A 15,909-nucleotide genomic window follows, 5' to 3' on the forward strand; every position below is an offset into this window, starting at 1 on the left:
ACATGCAGGACGAGCCGACCCCGATCGAGCTGACCAAGTCCGTCGCCGATTTCCTTCGCAGCGACATCACGCCGCTGATCTCCGGTCACCAAGCCTTCAAGCTGCGCGTCGCCATCAACATCCTCGATCTCGTGACGCGGCAGCTGACGCGGGAGCAGGGCAGCGACGCTGCGGAAGTCGAACGGCTGCGCGCGCTGCTCGGCGAGGACGGTTCGGTCACCGAGCTCAATCGCGCGCTGGCCGAGCGGATCGCCAAAGGCGAAATGGATATCGCAACGCCGGGTCTTGCCGAGCATCTCTGGGCGACCACGATAGACAAGCTCGCCGTCGACCAGCCGAACTATGCATCGTACAAGCGCGAGCTGGGGCGCAATTCGTAGGATGGGTAGAGCGCAGCGAAACCCATCATCTCACATCTCGCTTCACCATTGATGGGTTTCGCTGCGCTCTACCCATCCTACGCGCTCCCTCCGCCGTCATTCCGGGACGTCGCGAAGCGGCGAGCCCGGAATCCATCTATCCATTGTCTCTGACGCTTAATGGATTCCGGGCTTGCGCTCCAAGCGGGGCGCGCCCCGGAATGACCACGCAGAGCGCGGTCACTTCCCCAGCCATTTCGGCGGCCGCTTCTCCGAGAACGCCTTCGGGCCTTCGATGTAGTCCTGCGAGGCCACCATCGCCTGCACCGCCGGATAGTCCCGCTGCTCGGCGATCGCCTGCTCCAGCGAGACGCCGAGGCCTTTCTGAATCGCCTGCTTGGACGCCCGGATCGACATCGGCGAGTTCTTGGCGATCATCTCCGCCCAGCGCAGCGCGGCCGAAAGCGCCTCACCCTGCGGCACCACCTCGTTGACGAAGCCGAGCTCAAGCCCTTCCTTGGCGCTGACGTGACGCGCGGTCAGGATCATGCCCATGGCGCGCTTCAGCCCGATCTGCCGCGGCAGCCGATGCAGGCCGCCAGCGAGCGCGGCAAGACCGACGCGCGGCTCGGGCAGGGCGAAGGTGGCATTCTCCGAGGCGATGATGAGGTCGCAGGCGAGCGCGATCTCGAAGCCGCCGCCCATGGCGACGCCGTTCACCGCCGCGATAACAGGCTTGTCGCAGTCGAATCGCGCCGTGAGGCCGGCAAAGCCGCCCTTGTCCCAGCCCCGCTTGCCGCCGGCCGCCTGCCATTTCAGATCGTTGCCGGCGCAGAACGCCTTGTCGCCGCTGCCGGTGACGATCGCGATCCACTGCTCGGAATCGCCGGAGAAATCGTCGAACACCTTTTGCAGCTCGAAATGCGCATCGGTGTGCAGCGCGTTGTAGACCTCGGGCCGCGACAGCGTCACGATCGTGATCGGTCCCTTGCGTTCCACCTTGGAAAATTTCAGCTCCATCCCGTGCTCCCTGCATTTTCTCGTGAAGGAAAATTGGCGTCATACTACCGCGCCTCAGTGCCCCGGCACCATCGAATTGCGCTGGTGCGCCTTGCGTAGCCGTCACGTCTCGCCTTGCTTGACTTGCACGCGGTCTTCTCCGCTTAATCGCGCGAAGCAAGAATGCGCCCAGCGCCTTAACGCAAAACGATAAAATCAATCCGGGAGAGAACCTGTGGATTTCTCATTGCCTGCCGATCTCGTCGCCTATCTCGCGGAGCTCGACCGTTTCATCGCGCGCGAGATCAAGCCGCTGGAGCAAGCCGACGACAACATCCGCTTCTTCGACCATCGCCGCGAATGGGCACGTACCGACTTCGAGAACGGCGGGCTGCCGCGGCATGAATGGGAAACGCTGCTGCGCAAGGCCAAGGATCTCGCCGACGCCGCCGGCCATCTGCGCTTTCCGGTGCCGAGGCAATACGGCGGCAAGGACGGCTCCAACCTCTGGATGGCCGTGATCCGCGAGCACTTCGCCGCGCAAGGCCTCGGCCTGCACAACGACCTCCAGAACGAGCACTCCATCGTCGGCAACTTCCCCGTCGTCACCATGCTCGACCGTTACGGCCGCGACGACCAGAAGGCGATGATCGACGGCTCGATCAGGGGCAAGTATCGCATCACCTTCGGCCTGACCGAGCCGCACCACGGCTCGGATGCGACGCACATGGAGACGCGCGCCGTGCCCGCCACGCGCGACAACGTCAAGGGCTGGATCATCAACGGCGAGAAGATGTGGACCACCGGCATGCATGTCGCGACGCACTGCGCGCTGTTCGCGCGCACGTCCGACAATGACGGCGATGCCCGCGGCATCACCTGCTTCCTGGTGCCGGCCAAGAGCCACGGCGTCAAGGTCGAGGAATACATGTGGACCTTCAACATGCCGACCGATCATCCCCGCGTCAGCTTCACCGACGTGTTCGTGCCGGAGGATGCGTTGTTCGGCGAGGTCGGCCGCGGCCTGTCGCTGGCACAGTGCTTCGTGCACCAGAACCGCATCCGGCAGGCAGCGAGCTCGCTTGGCGCCGCCGTTTACTGCATCAACGAGAGCGTCAAATACGCGCGCGAGCGAAAACCGTTCGGCAGGGCGCTCGCCGAGAACCAGGCGATCCAGTTCCCGCTGGTTGAGCTCGCCACGCAGGCCGAGATGCTGCGGCTTCTGATCCGCAAGACCGCCTGGGAGATGGACCAGCTCACCGAGGAGCAGATCGAGCGCACGCTCTCAGACCGCGTCTCGATGTGCAACTACTGGGCAAACCGCCTCTGCTGCGAATCCGCCGACCGCGCCATGCAGGTCCACGGCGGCATGGGCTATTCACGCCACAAGCCGTTCGAGCACATCTACCGCCATCATCGCCGCTACCGCATCACCGAAGGCAGCGAGGAGATCCAGATGCGCAAGGTGGCGGGATTCCTGTTCGGCTATATGGGGCCGGGGAAGCATTAGCGGCTTGCACGACTGTCGTAGGGTGGGTTAGCCGTAGGCGTAACCCACCTCTTTCGCTTCCACGTGGAGGGAGGTTGGTGGGTTACGCGCCACATCGCGCTTCGCGCAATCGCAGCGCTAACCCACCCTACGGCACCGCGGATCAATTCACCCGCCGGTCCTTCCCCGCCCAATACGGCTCGCGCAATTGCCGCCGCAGAATCTTGCCTGAGGGATTCCTTGGCAGCGCCGGCAGGAACTCGACGCTCTTCGGCGTCTTGTAGCCGGCGATGCGGGTCCGGGTGAAGTTGATGATGTCGGTGGCGGTCGCCTGCTTGCCCGGCTTCATCACCACCACCGCCTTCACCGCCTCGCCCCATTTGTCGTCGGGCACGCCGATCACCGCAGCTTCCGCGACATCAGGGTGATCGCACAGCGCGCTCTCGACCTCGGCCGGGTAGATGTTCTCGCCGCCGGAGATGATCATGTCCTTGATGCGATCATGGATGTAGAGGTAGCCGTCCTCGTCCATGTAGCCGGCATCGCCGGTGCGCAGCCAGCCGTCGCCGCGCAGCGTCGCGGCGGTGGCCTCAGGCAGGTTCCAGTAGCCCGCCATGTTCGAGCCCGATCGCGTCGCGATCTCGCCGACCTGGCGCGGCGGCAACGGCTTGCCGTCAACGTCCAGGATCGCGATCTCGACGCCCGGCAGCGCCTTGCCGGCCGAGCGCATCCGCTCCAGTCCCTCGACGTGATCCTCCGGCGGCAGCGCGACGATGGTGCCCGTCGTCTCCGTCATGCCGTAGAGCTGCACGAAGCCGCACTTGAACACCTCGATGCATTCCTTCAGCAGCGCAGCGGGAATCGGCGAAGCTCCATACAGCATGTATTTCAGCCTGGAGAAATCCACCGTCCTGGCGCGCGGCTGCCGCACCACGAACTGCATCGCCGCCGGCACCATGAACAGTTTGGTGATGCCCGATTGCTCGAAGAAGTCCAGCACCCTGGTCGGATCGAACTCGCGTGCGATCACGCCGCGGGCGCCGTGATAGAGGCCCATCACGCCCCAGCCCGAACCGCCGATGTGGAACACCGGCATCGCCACCAGCGAGACGTCGTCGTGCGACCACCGGTTCCACTCCGGCTTGTCCTCGGCGTTGCCGGATTGCACCAGGTTGAGGAAGTTGGCGTGGCTCAGCATCGCGCCCTTGGGCTTGCCTGTCGTGCCCGACGTGTAGAGCTGGATCGCGACGTCTTTTGGGTCGATCGGCAGCTTCGGATCGTCGCCGCTCTGCGCATCGCGCCAGACCGTAAAGTCCGGCCATTCCGGCGCGCCGCCCTCGGTGGTGACGATGGTGCGCACGCCGGGAATCTGGTCCCTGATCTGGCGGACCTGCGTGAGGAACTCCGGTCCGACGAACAGCACCGGCGCCTTGCAATCCGAAACGATGAAGGCGACCTCGGGTCCCGCCAGCCGCCAGTTCACCGGCGCCATCACGACGCCGGCCTTCATGGCGCCCATCAGCAGCTCGAAATAGAGGTCGCTGTTCTTGCCGAGATAGGCGATGCGGTCGCCCTTCTTCACGCCCATCGCGATCAGGGCATTGGCGACCTTATTGGTCTTGATGTCGAACTCGGCAAAGCTGGTGGTGCGGCCCTCGAACTCGTAGGCGACGGCATCGCCGCGGCTCTTGGCGCGTTCGCGCACCATGTCGGCGAGGTTGGCCAGTTTCTGTGTGGACATGCTTCTCCCGTGGCGTTTTGTTTTTATGCGGGGGAGTGTGGCGTCATCCGCGTGGGATGACAAGACGATAGGCAATCGAGGGTTCGTGTCCCGGGCGCGCTGCAGCGCTTGCGCTGCTGCGCAGAACCGGGACCCATTCTATCCACGTGCAAGAATCTGGGCCCCGGCTCAGCAGCGCACCGCGTCGCGCTGCGCTGCGTCCGGGGCACGAGACTACCCCCGCTTGGCGCGGTCCTTCTCGTTCTGCGCCATGATGCTCCCGCGAGCGGTCTTCCAGTCGTCGTCGCTCCAGTCGCGGAGCTGGTAGAAATTGCCGCCCATCGCCAGCGCCTGGGCGCCGTCCATCGCGATGGTCTCGCCGTTGATCCAGTCGCAGCCGCCGGAGATCAGGAACACGGCAAGGTTCTGCAATTCCTCCATGGTGCCGACGCGGCCCATCGGGTTCCACGCCTTGGTGCGCGCGCCGGCCTCGTCGCCGGGCTTGATGCGCTTGCTCATGCCCTCGGTCGGGATCTCGCCCGGCGCGATGGTGTTGAGGCGGATGCCGTAGCGGCCCCATTCGGTGGCGAGCGACATCGTCATGGCGTGGATCGCCGATTTGCTCATCGCCGAGGGCACCACGTAAGGCGAGCCGTTGCGCACCCAGGTCACCGTGATCGAGACGACGTTGCCGGGTTGCTTGTCCGCGATCCAGCGCTTGCCGACCGCATGGGTCACGTAGAACGTGCCGTGCATGACGATGTTGGCGACCGCATCGAAGCCGCGCGGCGACAGCTCCTCGGTCCGCGAGATGAAATTGCCGGCGGCGTTGTTGATGAGGTCGGTGAGACCGCCGTCGCGAAAGATGTTCTCCACCATCTCGTCGACCGCGAGCGCGTTGCGGATGTCGACGCCGTGGCTGGTGACGCGGCCGCCGTACTCGGCCATCAACTCGGTCGCCGTCTCGTCGCACACGATCTTGCGGCGACCGCAGATGTGCACCTCGGCGCCGAGCTGGAGGAAGCGCGCCGCCATCGACTTGCCGAGACCGGTGCCGCCGCCGGTCACGAGAATGCGCCGACCGGCGAGAAGATTTTCCTTGAACATGGCTGTTTCCCCCGTAGGGATTGTCAGTTAATTGGTCGATTGACTAAATCCGGCTGCCAGCGTCCTGTAAAGCGGCAACCGGTCAAGAACAGGGGAGAATTCGTCCATGGAAGAGCGCGTCTCGATCTCGATCTCGGAAGGCGTCGCCGACGTGCGCCTGGTGCGCGCCGACAAGATGAACGCGCTGGATCAGGCCATGTTCGAGGCGCTTGTCGCCGCAACCGAGCGGCTTTCGAAGGAGAAAGGCCTGCGCGCCGTCGTGCTCTCCGGCGAGGGCCGCGCCTTCTGCGCCGGGCTGGACATGGGACGTTTTGCCGCCATGAAGGAGAAGGGCGGCAACGGAATTCCGGGTGGCGAAAATCGCGATCTCACCAAGCGTACGCACGGCCAGGCGAACTTTGCGCAACAGGCGGTGTGGGGCTGGCGCCAGCTTCCCGTGCCTGTGATCGCGGCCGTGCACGGCGTTGCCTTCGGCGGCGGCTTCCAGCTCTCGCTCGGCGCCGACATGCGCTTTCTGTCGGCGGATGCGCGGATGTCGATCATGGAGATCAAATGGGGCCTCGTGCCTGATATGGCGGGCACGCCGATCCTGGCCAGCCTCGTGCGCGACGACATCCTGCGTGATCTCACCTATACCGGCCGCATCTTCTCCGCGCAGGAGGCGATGACATACGGCCTCGCCACGCGCATCTGCGACGATCCGCGGGCGACAGCGCTCGAGGCCGCGCGCGAGATCGCGGGAAAAAGCCCCGACGCGATCCGCGCCGCCAAGCGGATGCTGAACAATCTGTCGGTGGATCCGGGTCCGGCGCTGCTCGCCGAGTCCGTCGAGCAGCAGAAGCTGATCGGCAGCCCGAACCAGACCGAGGCGGTGCGGTCCAATCTGGAGAAGCGCGCGGCGAAGTTTGCGGATTAGCAATTCCCGTCATTCCGGGTCGATGCGAAGCATCGAGCCCGGAATCCATAACCACGATCGTGAGTATGGATTCCGGGCCTGCGCCTACGGCGCATCCCGGAATGACGAGCGAGCTTGTGCCCTGACTGGTCAACCCGACGAAAGATCGGAAAAACAACAATGAGAGAAACGTCTGACTTCCTCGGCATCGTCTCCGGCGACCGCCGACGCACCCACACCGAGGTCGCCGTCCGCGCCGACCGCATCGCCTCCGGCCTCGCCAAGATCGGCGTCCGCCCAGGCGATTGCGTCTGCATGCTGATGCGCAACGACATCGCCTTCCTGGAGGCCGCCTATGCCACGATGCGGCTGGGTGCCTATGGCGTGCCGATCAACTGGCACTTCAAGCCAGAGGAGATCAACTACATCCTGAATGACACCGGCACGTCCGTCCTGATCGGACATGCCGACATGCTGCACGCCCTGCGCGACGCGATTCCTGCGGGCGTCACCGTGCTCAGCGTGCCGACCCCGCCGGAGATCCTGTCCAGCTACAAGATCGATCCCGATCGTCTGAGGACGCCGGACTTCGCGACCGACTTCGAATCCTGGCTCGCGCAGCACCCGCCCTATGACGGGCCTGTCGTGCCGCAGCCGATGAACATGATCTATACGTCAGGCACCACAGGCCATCCCAAAGGGGTGCGGCGCAACGCCCCGACGCCGGAGCAGCAGGCGGCCGGCGAGCGCATGCGCGCGATGATCTACGGGCTCAAGCCGGGCGCGCGTGCTCTGCTGCCGGGCCCGCTCTATCATTCCGCGCCGAACTCGTTCGGCATCCGCGCCGGCAAGCTCGGCGGGGCTCTGGTGCTGATGCCGCGCTTCGAAGCGGAGGAATTCCTGGAGGCGATCGAGCGATACAAAATCGACACCATCTTCATGGTGCCGACCATGTTCATCCGCCTGATGAAGCTGCCGGAAGAGGTGCGCAGGAAATACGACGTCTCTTCGCTGCGCCACGTCATTCACGCCGCAGCTCCCTGTCCAGCCGACGTCAAGCGCGCCATGATCGAATGGTGGGGGCCGGTGATCTACGAATTCTACGGCTCGACCGAATCCAGTGCCGTCACCTTTGCGACCTCGGAGGACGCTCTGAGGAAACCCGGCACGGTCGGCAGGATCTCGCCCGGCGCCGAGCTGCTCTTTCTGGGCGAGGACGGCCGCGTGCTGGGCGTCGGCGAGATCGGCGAGATCTATTCCCGCATGAGCGAGCTCGCCGATTTCACCTATCACAACAAGCCAGAGAAGCGCGCCGAGATCGATCGCGAAGGCTTCATCACCTCCGGCGACGTCGGCTATATCGACGAGGACGGCTACGTCTTCATCTGCGACCGCAAGCGCGACATGGTGATCTCGGGCGGCGTCAACATCTATCCGGCCGAAATCGAATCCGTTCTGCATGCGGTGCCGGGTGTGCACGACTGCGCCGTGTTCGGCATCCCCGATGCCGAGTTCGGCGAGGCGCTGATGGCCGTGGTCGAGCCGCAAGCCGGCGTCACGCTCGAGGCCGCCGATGTCCGCGCCGCGCTGAAGGCGCATCTGGCCGACTACAAGGTGCCCAAGCACATCGAGATCCGCTCCTCGCTGCCGCGCGAAGATTCCGGCAAGATCTTCAAGCGCCGCCTGCGCGATCCCTATTGGGAGCAGGCGGGGCGGAAGATTTGAGCGCCTTGTAGCCCGGATGGAGCGAAGCGAAATCCGGGGCGGTGCTTTGCGGTCGAAACCCCGGATTGCGCTTCGCTCCATCCGGGCTACGAACACAGGGATGGAATGATCATGACCGACGCCGCCAACGAAGTCCTCTACACAATCGCCGACCACATCGCGACCATCACGCTCAATGCGCCGGAGCGCATGAATACCATCTCCGGCCGGATGCTGAACGATTTGGCCCGACTGCTGACCGAAGCCAACGAGGACAAGAACGTCCGCGTCGTGATCCTCACCGGCAAGGGCAGGGCGTTCTGCGCCGGGCTCGATCTGCGCAAAGAGCGCGACGGCAACGGCCTGAGCGCCGCGTCGTCGCCAACCACGATCAACCTCCGCAACACGCCGCCGACAGTGCTGCAGGCGATGGACAAGCCGACCATCTGCGCCGTCAACGGCGGCGCCGCCGGCTACGGCATGGACACCGCGCTCGGCTGCGACATCCGCATCATGGCGGAGTCAGCCAAGCTCGCCGCCGCCTTCGTCAAGCGCGGCGTGGTGCCGGAATCCGGCGGCACCTGGCTGCTGCCGCGCATGCTCGGCTGGGCCAAGGCCTCCGAGCTGATCTTCACCGGCCGCACGCTCAGCGCGCGGGAATGCCTGGACTGGGGCCTTGCCAACGAGGTCGTACCGGATGCCGAGCTGATGAATCGCGCCATGGCCGTCGCGCGCGAGATCGCCGCCAACGCGCCGCTCGCGGTGCAAGCCTCGAAGCGCATGATGCGGATGGGCCTGAACGAGAATTTCCATGACCATGTCCACCACGTCTATCTTCAGCTCCTGCCGCTGTTCAGAACCGCGGACATGGCCGAGGGCATGAAGGCGTTCATGGAGAAGCGCGAGCCGAAGTTCGAGGGAAGGTAGCGGGTTGCCCGTAGCCCAGAGCAATCGCATGTGGGAGCGATTTCGCCTGCGGCCATCCTTCGAGACGCCCGCCGTCGGCGGGCCCTCAGGATGAGGAGCCGGTGTGCGGTATCAGTTTCGACTTGCGTCAATGCTGCTTAGCCTCATCCTGAGGAGACCGCGAAGCGGTCGTCTCGAAGGACGAGGCGCGCGCTCCGCTCGCGGAAAATGCGATATGCGCTCAATCCGGCTACGCCATCTTAGCACAGACAGATTTCGTGCCTATATAGACCGGGTCATCCACCTGCGGATCATCCCATGACCCCCGTCTCCATGCTCCTCAACATCCTCTGGATCCTCTTCGGCGGCGCCTGGATGGCGTTCGGCTGGGTGATCGCCGCGGTCATCATGGCCATCACCATCATCGGGCTGCCTTGGGCGCGGGCGGCGTTCAACATCGCCGTCTACACGCTGCTGCCGTTCGGCTCGCGGGCAGTCAACCGCTACGACGTCACCGGCGTCGAGGATATCGGTACCGGCCCGCTCGGGGTGATCGGCAACATCATCTGGTTCGTGCTCGCCGGCTGGTGGCTGGCGCTCGGCCACCTCCTGACCGCGCTGGCGCTCGCGATCACCATCATTGGCATCCCCTTCGCCTGGGCCCATCTCAAGCTCGCCGGCATCGCGCTGTGGCCGATCGGCAAGGTGATCGTGCCGGCGTGATACGACCTCGTAGGATGGGTAGAGCGCCAGCGAAACCCATCACCGTCCGCCGATGACGATGCATGATGGGTTTCGCAACGGCTCACCCCATCCTACGCGTGCTGGTTCGTGCTTGCCGGCTGGTGGCTGGCGCTCGGCTGCCCCGGTGCTTGCGGTCACCATCAATCGGTCTTCCCTTCGCCTGAGCGCATCTCAAGCTCGCCGGCATCGCGCTCTGGCCGATCGGCGAGGTGATCGTGCCGGCTTAAGAGCCATCCCAGTCTCAGCGGTTGCTGGTAGGTAGAGCCCAATCGAATTGATCTTTCGGATGCTGACAAGACATGATGAGTTCCGCAAGGACTCAACCGGTTCTGCGCGGTGTGCGGAAAGGAAGCAGGTCTCGCTCCTTGTTCACATCGCCCGAAAAACCACAGGCGCGTTTGAGGAGTCTTCCCGAAGAGTGCAGTTGATTAATACAACTACAAAGTGTTAATTTCAGCGCGTTTCATCACTTTTGGAGGCGAATAGATGCGCAAACTACTCGTTCTTCTCTTCCTTTGCTTGACCGCCAGCTCAGCACTCGCGGCACCGATGTCGAAGAAATCAATCGTTTGTCCCTTTGGCTATAGCGCTTGCATCGGTGCCTGTGGCCAAACTTGCTACAAGCCCTCGGCCGGCGAGAGTTGTTCGAACGGGCAGGTCTGCTCGTTTGGTTATACTCAATGCGGCTGTAGTTGTTACAGGCCGTCTGCTGGTGAAACTTGTCACCGTGGAAAAGTGGTCTTTCCCCAATAGAGCCGTGACTTCTTCCCAGGCGGCTCGCCACTGGCGAGCCGCTCCGTACCTTACGGAGTGCGTGCAAAGCAGGCCAGAGCTTGATCTTTTGCTATTGCCCGATAGCGAGCAAGTCTACATGCTTCGTGTAGGCAAGGGCAGCGCATTGCACAAGCGAGCACCCTCACGCCCAATCTCGTGCTACCCGTCGGGCAAAACACGCCATATGCAGGTCAAGGGACAGAGCTGTAAATATTCTGATTGACCGAATTCTTAGTTTCGGCTAAACCGCATTCCATTCCGGCCCGTCGAAGGGGCGTTTCGCGATCGTCACGATACGTAGGCCGGGATGCGATGGACGCGGCAGCGCCGGCGCGTGAGGTGATGGCAGGGCGGGCAAACCCGTGAGCCATCACGATCCGCGGCACGACACGGCGCGGTCACAGCGTTTCTTTTCGGCATCGGGGGCGAGCACGCGCGAGCTTCTGGCTGTCCGGGGAGGGACGTCCGCGGACGGCAAAAGCGTGTGGTCCTGACGCCCGGGGTCTGTGCGTCAAGGCTTGCGGTGGTGAAGCGGCCCGACCGGGTGCGCGCATCAGTGATCCGCAAGGCGACGGGGGCAATAGTGCATCGCTCCCCGGGGAGAGCGCGCCATAAGCCGTAACACCATTGCGCAGGGAAGGCCGGGCGTTCGGCATCACCTGTGGTCAACCCCGCGTGCGTCTTGTCGCGTGCGGACCCTGGGTGCCTGCCGGCGCCCGGCCTTCCCTGCGCCCTTTCTTCTCGATGAGGGCGAAACGGACAGCAAAGCTCGGGCGGAGCACGCCGCGAGATCGTGAAGGTATGTTTACAGAGATAGACCGGGCAGCTCTCGTGCCCCGGACGCAGCGCAGCGCTCTCCCGGCGATGCGCAGCATCGTCCGGTTAGCGGTGCGCTGCAGAGCCGGGGCCCATATCACGGCGTGTACCCGGTGGCTTCCTGGATCCCGGCTCTGCGCAGCAACGCTCAGCAGCGTTGCTGCTTGTCCGGGACACGCACCCGGGAGCAGTGTGCACCGCCACCAACTTCATCTTGCGCTGCGGTAGAAAAATATCGCACACTCGGCTGTGCCGGGCATCCAAGCGAGCTCGAACCAAGGAGCGAGCCATGTCCCTCCAGACCGTATCATCCGACGGCACCGATCGCGCCAACCGCCCTGACGACGTCCAGGTCACGGAAGCCGAGGCGCGGCTGCGGGACGACATCCGCCTGCTCGGGCGCATCCTCGGCGACACCGTGCGCGACCAGGAGGGCGCCGAATTGTTCGACCTGGTCGAGCGCATCCGCCAGACCTCGATCCGCTTTCACCGCGACGAGGACCGCCTCGCTCGCCGCGAGCTCGAGCAGATCCTCGACAGCATGTCGACGTCGGAAACGGTGCGCATCGTCCGCGCCTTCAGCTATTTCTCCCACCTCGCCAACATCGCCGAGGACCAGAACAACATCCGCCAGATGCGCGCCCGCAGCGCCGGCAATGGCGGCAGCTCCGGCATGCTGGCGGAAACGCTGGCCCACGCCAAGGCGGCGGGCATCAGCGCCGACGGCTTGCGCGACTTTTTCAAGACCGCCCTGGTCAGCCCAGTGTTGACCGCGCATCCCACCGAGGTGCGCCGCAAGAGCACCATGGACCGCGAGATGGAGGTCGCGCACCTGCTCGACCGCCGCGAGCGCGTGGCGCTGACCGCGGAGGAGGCGGAAGCCAGCGACGAGCAGCTTCGCCGCGAGGTGCTGACACTGTGGCAGACCAATCTGTTGCGCCGGACCAAGCTCACCGTGCTCGACGAGGTCGCCAACGGCCTGTCGTTCTACGATTACACCTTCCTGCGCGAAGTGCCGCGGCTGATCAACGCGCTGGAAGACCGGCTGGAGCAGGGCGGCGAGCAGGCCGCCGGCGAGCTCGCCTCGTTCCTGCGCATGGGCAGCTGGATCGGCGGCGACCGCGACGGCAATCCCTTCGTCACCGCCGACGTGATGCGCGGCACGCTGCGGCTGCAGTCGAGCCGGGTGATGCAGTTCTATCTGGAAGAGCTGCATGTGCTCGGGTCGGAATTGTCGATCGCGGCGCATCTGGCCGACGTCTCGGAGGAGCTGCGCAACCTGGCGGAGCGCTCGCCGGACACCTCGCCGCACCGGAGCGGCGAGCCTTATCGCCTCGCGGTCTCCGGCATCTATGCGCGCCTGACCGCGACGGCCGAGAAGCTCGAGGTCGAGATCACCCGCCGGCCGGTCGGCAAGGGTGCGCCTTACGCCAGCGTCAAGGAGCTGCAGGCCGATCTCGACGTGCTGCACCGTTCGCTGATCTCCAACAACGCGCGCGTCATCGCCCGTGGCCGGCTGCGGCTGCTCCGCCGCGCGGTCGATTGCTTCGGCTTCCACCTCGCTCGGCTCGACATTCGCCAGAACTCGGCGGTGCACGAGCGCACCATCGCCGAGCTGATGGACGCCGCCAATCCCGGCATGTCCTATCTCGCGCTCGGCGAGGATGCGCGCATTTCGCTGCTCACCAATGAGTTGCGCTCGACGCGCGCGCTGGTCTCGCCCTTCGTCAAGTACAGCGACGAGACCATGGGCGAGCTCAACGTGTTCCATGCCGCAGCGGAGGCACATGCGAAGTTCGGCTCGGACGCCATTCCCCAATGCATCATCTCGATGTGCAAGGGCATGTCGGACATGCTGGAGGTGGCGGTGCTTCTGAAGGAGGTCGGCCTCGTCCATCCCTCCGGCCGCAGCGCCATCAACATCGTGCCGCTGTTCGAGACCATCGAGGACCTGCAGGCCTCGTCCGGCATCATGGATCGCATGCTGTCGCTGCACGATTACCGGCGTCTCGTCGACAGCCGCGGCAGCGTGCAGGAGGTCATGCTCGGCTATTCGGACTCGAACAAGGACGGCGGCTTCGTCACCTCGGGCTGGGAGCTCTACAAGGCCGAGATCAACCTCGTCGAGGTGTTCGAGCGCCACCACGTGCGCTTACGCCTGTTTCACGGCCGCGGCGGCTCGGTGGGGCGCGGCGGCGGGCCGAGCTACGACGCCATCATCGCGCAGCCCGGCGGCGCGGTGAACGGCCAGATCCGCATCACCGAGCAGGGCGAGATCATCTCGTCGAAATATTCCAACGCGGAAGTAGGTCGCAACAACCTGGAGATCCTCGCCGCGGCGACGCTGGAAGCGAGCCTGTTGCATCCGCGCCGGAGCGCGCCGCGCCGCGAATATCTGACCGCGATGGACGAATTGTCGAACCTCGCCTTCAAGGCTTATCGCGGCCTCGTCTACGAGACCGAGGGCTTCGTCGATTACTTCTGGTCATCGACCGTCATCAACGAGATCGCGACGCTGAACATCGGCAGCCGCCCGGCCTCGCGCAAGAAGACCCGCGCCATCGAGGATCTGCGCGCGATCCCCTGGGTGTTCTCCTGGGCGCAATGCCGGCTGATGCTGCCGGGCTGGTACGGCTTTGGCAGCGCGGTCGAGCAGTGGATCGCCGCGCACCCCGACAAGGGCATGCCGTTCCTGAAAGAGCTCTACAGGGAATGGCCGTTCTTTCGCATGCTGCTGTCGAACATGGACATGGTGCTGGCGAAGAGCTCGATCGCGATCGCCTCGCGCTATGCCGAGCTCGTGCCCGACGAAGCGCTGCGGGAGAAGATCTTCGGCCGCATCCGCCGCGAATGGCACGCCTCGATCGAGAGCCTGCTCGACATCATGGGCCAGGACCGGCTGCTGCAGGGCAATCCGCTCTTGGAGCGCTCCGTGCGCCACCGCTTCCCCTATCTCGACCCGCTCAACCACGTGCAGGTCGAGCTCCTGAAGGAGCATCGCGCGCAGAACCCCGACGAGCAGGTGCTGCGGGGCATTCAGCTGACGATCAACGGGATCTCGGCGGGGTTGCGGAATACGGGGTAGGCGACGCCGTCGCCACATCCTCAGTCGTCATGGCCGGGCTTGTCCCCCCCATCCACGTCTTACCCCGCAGCACCAAGAACGTGGATGCCCGGGACAAGCCCGGGCATGACGAGGAACTGCGCATGACCTCAACAGAAATGGGCGCCCTGCGTCTCCACATAGACCGCATACAGCGATTGGCTCGCGGTCATGAACAGGCGGTTGCGCTTTTTGCCACCGAAGCAGACGTTGGCACAGGTCTCCGGCAACAGGATCTGCCCGATCCGCGCCCCGTCGCTCGGTGCGAACACCTGCACGCCGTCGTAGCCGGGACCGACCCAGCCGGCGCCGACCCAGATGTTGCCCTCGGTGTCGACGCGCAGGCCGTCGGGGAAGCCCGATTTGCCGTCGAGCTTCATGTCGATCAGCTTCTTCGGGTTCGACAGCTTCGCTCCGTCGATGTCGTAAGACCACACCACATTCTCCGCTTGCGGATAATGCGTAACCCCGGTGTCGCAGACATAGAGCTTCTTGTAATCCTGGCTGAAAGCGATGCCGTTCGGCTTGAACGGCTCGTCGGCGACCTTCGCGACCTGCCCGGTCTGGGTGTCCAGCCGATACACGGCTTCCTTCTGATGCGGCTGCGGCGAGCCGGTCTTGGCAAGCTTGCCTTCATAGATGCTGATCGCGCCATAGCCGGGATCGGTGAACCAGATCGCCTTGTCGTTGGGATGCACGACCATGTCGTTCGGCCCATTGAGCGGCTTGCCATTGGCCTGTTCCGCCAGCGTCGTCAACGAGCCGTCATGCTCAAAGCGGACGAGGCGGGTGCGCTCGGCGGTGAGCTGGCGCCCCTCGGTATCGAACGAGTTGCCGTTCGACTCGTTCGAGGGCTTGCGGAACTGCTCGGAGATGTGGCCGTCGTCATCGAGATAACGGAGTTGCCGGTTGGCGGGGATGTCGCTCCAGACGAGATATTGTCCCTGTGCGTTCCATGCCGGCCCCTCCGCCCACAGGCAGCCGGTGTAGAGCCGCTTGATCGCGGTGTTGCCGACCTTGGCCTTGAAGCGCTTGGGGTCGATCACGACGATGTCGGGGTCGGGATAGCGCTGCGGCTCGGCATTGGCGCCGAAGTCGCGGGCGTCGGCCTGTGATGCCAGGAAGGTCGAGGTGGCGAGTGCCGCCGCGCCCTTGAGGAGCGTGCGGCGGCCAAGGCCGTCGCCGACAGTCGTGTCGTCGGAGTTGGTCAGTATCCTTGTCATGGTTTCCTCCCAAAGTTTCGTTGGAAGGCGACCATCCGCCCGTATTCGGGCGTAAACCGGGGCGATCTCT

At 64.6% G+C, this 15,909-nt stretch carries 11 protein-coding genes and 1 pseudogene; 8 read left to right on the forward strand and 4 right to left on the reverse strand.

Features of this window, described 5'->3' with window-relative positions:
- Positions 1-2 precede the first annotated feature (2 nt).
- On the forward strand, positions 3-380 hold the full coding sequence (locus K410_RS0113020; RefSeq protein ID WP_028135272.1) for a DUF6285 domain-containing protein: 378 nt from the start codon (positions 3-5) through the stop codon (positions 378-380).
- A gap of 219 nt (positions 381-599) precedes the next feature.
- Here the strand turns inward: K410_RS0113020 and K410_RS0113025 are convergent, their stop codons facing one another.
- Positions 600-1,379 carry an enoyl-CoA hydratase-related protein gene (locus K410_RS0113025; RefSeq protein ID WP_028135273.1) on the reverse strand — a complete coding sequence of 260 codons (780 nt, stop codon included), beginning with the start codon at positions 1,377-1,379 and terminating at the stop codon, positions 600-602.
- 214 nt (positions 1,380-1,593) lie between these two features.
- On the opposite strand from K410_RS0113025, the gene K410_RS0113030 reads away from it, so the two are divergent.
- A complete protein-coding gene (locus K410_RS0113030) occupies positions 1,594-2,868 on the forward strand; it encodes an acyl-CoA dehydrogenase family protein (protein WP_028135274.1) in 1,275 nt (424 codons plus the stop codon).
- Positions 2,869-3,010: 142 nt separating this feature from the next.
- Here the strand turns inward: K410_RS0113030 and K410_RS0113035 are convergent, their stop codons facing one another.
- Complete coding sequence (locus tag K410_RS0113035) at positions 3,011-4,588, reverse strand: fatty acid--CoA ligase (protein WP_028135275.1); 1,578 nt, start codon at positions 4,586-4,588, stop codon at positions 3,011-3,013.
- Positions 4,589-4,801: 213 nt separating this feature from the next.
- The gene (locus K410_RS0113040; RefSeq protein WP_028135276.1) at positions 4,802-5,674 is read right to left on the reverse strand and encodes an SDR family oxidoreductase; all 873 of its coding nucleotides are present in this window, start codon (positions 5,672-5,674) and stop codon (positions 4,802-4,804) included.
- A 106-nt stretch (positions 5,675-5,780) separates the two neighbouring features.
- Here K410_RS0113040 and K410_RS0113045 point away from each other — a divergent pair, with 106 nt between their 5' ends.
- From K410_RS0113045 to ppc, 6 genes and pseudogenes are all read left to right on the forward strand, one after another.
- Positions 5,781-6,590, forward strand: coding sequence for a crotonase/enoyl-CoA hydratase family protein (locus K410_RS0113045; protein WP_028135277.1), 810 nt, complete (start codon positions 5,781-5,783; stop codon positions 6,588-6,590).
- A gap of 159 nt (positions 6,591-6,749) precedes the next feature.
- Complete coding sequence (locus K410_RS0113050) at positions 6,750-8,294, forward strand: acyl-CoA synthetase (protein WP_028135278.1); 1,545 nt, start codon at positions 6,750-6,752, stop codon at positions 8,292-8,294.
- Between the two features lie 111 nt (positions 8,295-8,405).
- The gene (locus tag K410_RS0113055; protein WP_028135279.1) at positions 8,406-9,200 is read left to right on the forward strand and encodes an enoyl-CoA hydratase/isomerase family protein; all 795 of its coding nucleotides are present in this window, start codon (positions 8,406-8,408) and stop codon (positions 9,198-9,200) included.
- 297 nt (positions 9,201-9,497) lie between these two features.
- Positions 9,498-9,902 (forward strand): YccF domain-containing protein, encoded by a 405-nt coding sequence (locus K410_RS0113060; protein WP_028135280.1) that lies wholly within the window; start codon positions 9,498-9,500, stop codon positions 9,900-9,902.
- 102 nt (positions 9,903-10,004) lie between these two features.
- Positions 10,005-10,150, forward strand: a pseudogene (locus K410_RS41425) (YccF domain-containing protein); the annotation flags it as partial.
- Between the two features lie 1,652 nt (positions 10,151-11,802).
- Positions 11,803-14,598, forward strand: a complete 2,796-nt coding sequence (gene ppc / locus K410_RS0113065) for a phosphoenolpyruvate carboxylase (protein WP_028135281.1) — start codon at positions 11,803-11,805, stop codon at positions 14,596-14,598.
- Positions 14,599-14,726: 128 nt separating this feature from the next.
- On the opposite strand, the gene K410_RS0113070 is transcribed toward ppc, so the two are convergent.
- Positions 14,727-15,839 carry an SMP-30/gluconolactonase/LRE family protein gene (locus K410_RS0113070; protein ID WP_028135282.1) on the reverse strand — a complete coding sequence of 371 codons (1,113 nt, stop codon included), beginning with the start codon at positions 15,837-15,839 and terminating at the stop codon, positions 14,727-14,729.
- Positions 15,840-15,909: the final 70 nt, after the last annotated feature.

Source organism: Bradyrhizobium sp. 22, from assembly GCF_000482425.1.
Taxonomy (GTDB): Bacteria; Pseudomonadota; Alphaproteobacteria; order Rhizobiales; family Xanthobacteraceae; genus Bradyrhizobium; species Bradyrhizobium japonicum_B.

Bases quoted from the DNA above. Each gene is read 5' to 3' on its own strand.
- ppc (WP_028135281.1), top strand. From the start codon at position 11,803: ATGTCCCTCCAGACCGTATCATCCGACGGCACCGATCGCGCCAACCGC.
- K410_RS0113060 (WP_028135280.1), top strand. From the start codon at position 9,498: ATGACCCCCGTCTCCATGCTCCTCAACATCCTCTGGATCCTCTTCGGC.
- K410_RS0113055 (WP_028135279.1), top strand. From the start codon at position 8,406: ATGACCGACGCCGCCAACGAAGTCCTCTACACAATCGCCGACCACATC.
- K410_RS0113025 (WP_028135273.1), bottom strand. From the start codon at position 1,379: ATGGAGCTGAAATTTTCCAAGGTGGAACGCAAGGGACCGATCACGATC.
- K410_RS0113040 (WP_028135276.1), bottom strand. From the start codon at position 5,674: ATGTTCAAGGAAAATCTTCTCGCCGGTCGGCGCATTCTCGTGACCGGC.
- K410_RS0113020 (WP_028135272.1), top strand. From the start codon at position 3: ATGCAGGACGAGCCGACCCCGATCGAGCTGACCAAGTCCGTCGCCGAT.
- K410_RS0113070 (WP_028135282.1), bottom strand. From the start codon at position 15,839: ATGACAAGGATACTGACCAACTCCGACGACACGACTGTCGGCGACGGC.
- K410_RS0113035 (WP_028135275.1), bottom strand. From the start codon at position 4,588: ATGTCCACACAGAAACTGGCCAACCTCGCCGACATGGTGCGCGAACGC.
- K410_RS0113045 (WP_028135277.1), top strand. From the start codon at position 5,781: ATGGAAGAGCGCGTCTCGATCTCGATCTCGGAAGGCGTCGCCGACGTG.
- K410_RS0113050 (WP_028135278.1), top strand. From the start codon at position 6,750: ATGAGAGAAACGTCTGACTTCCTCGGCATCGTCTCCGGCGACCGCCGA.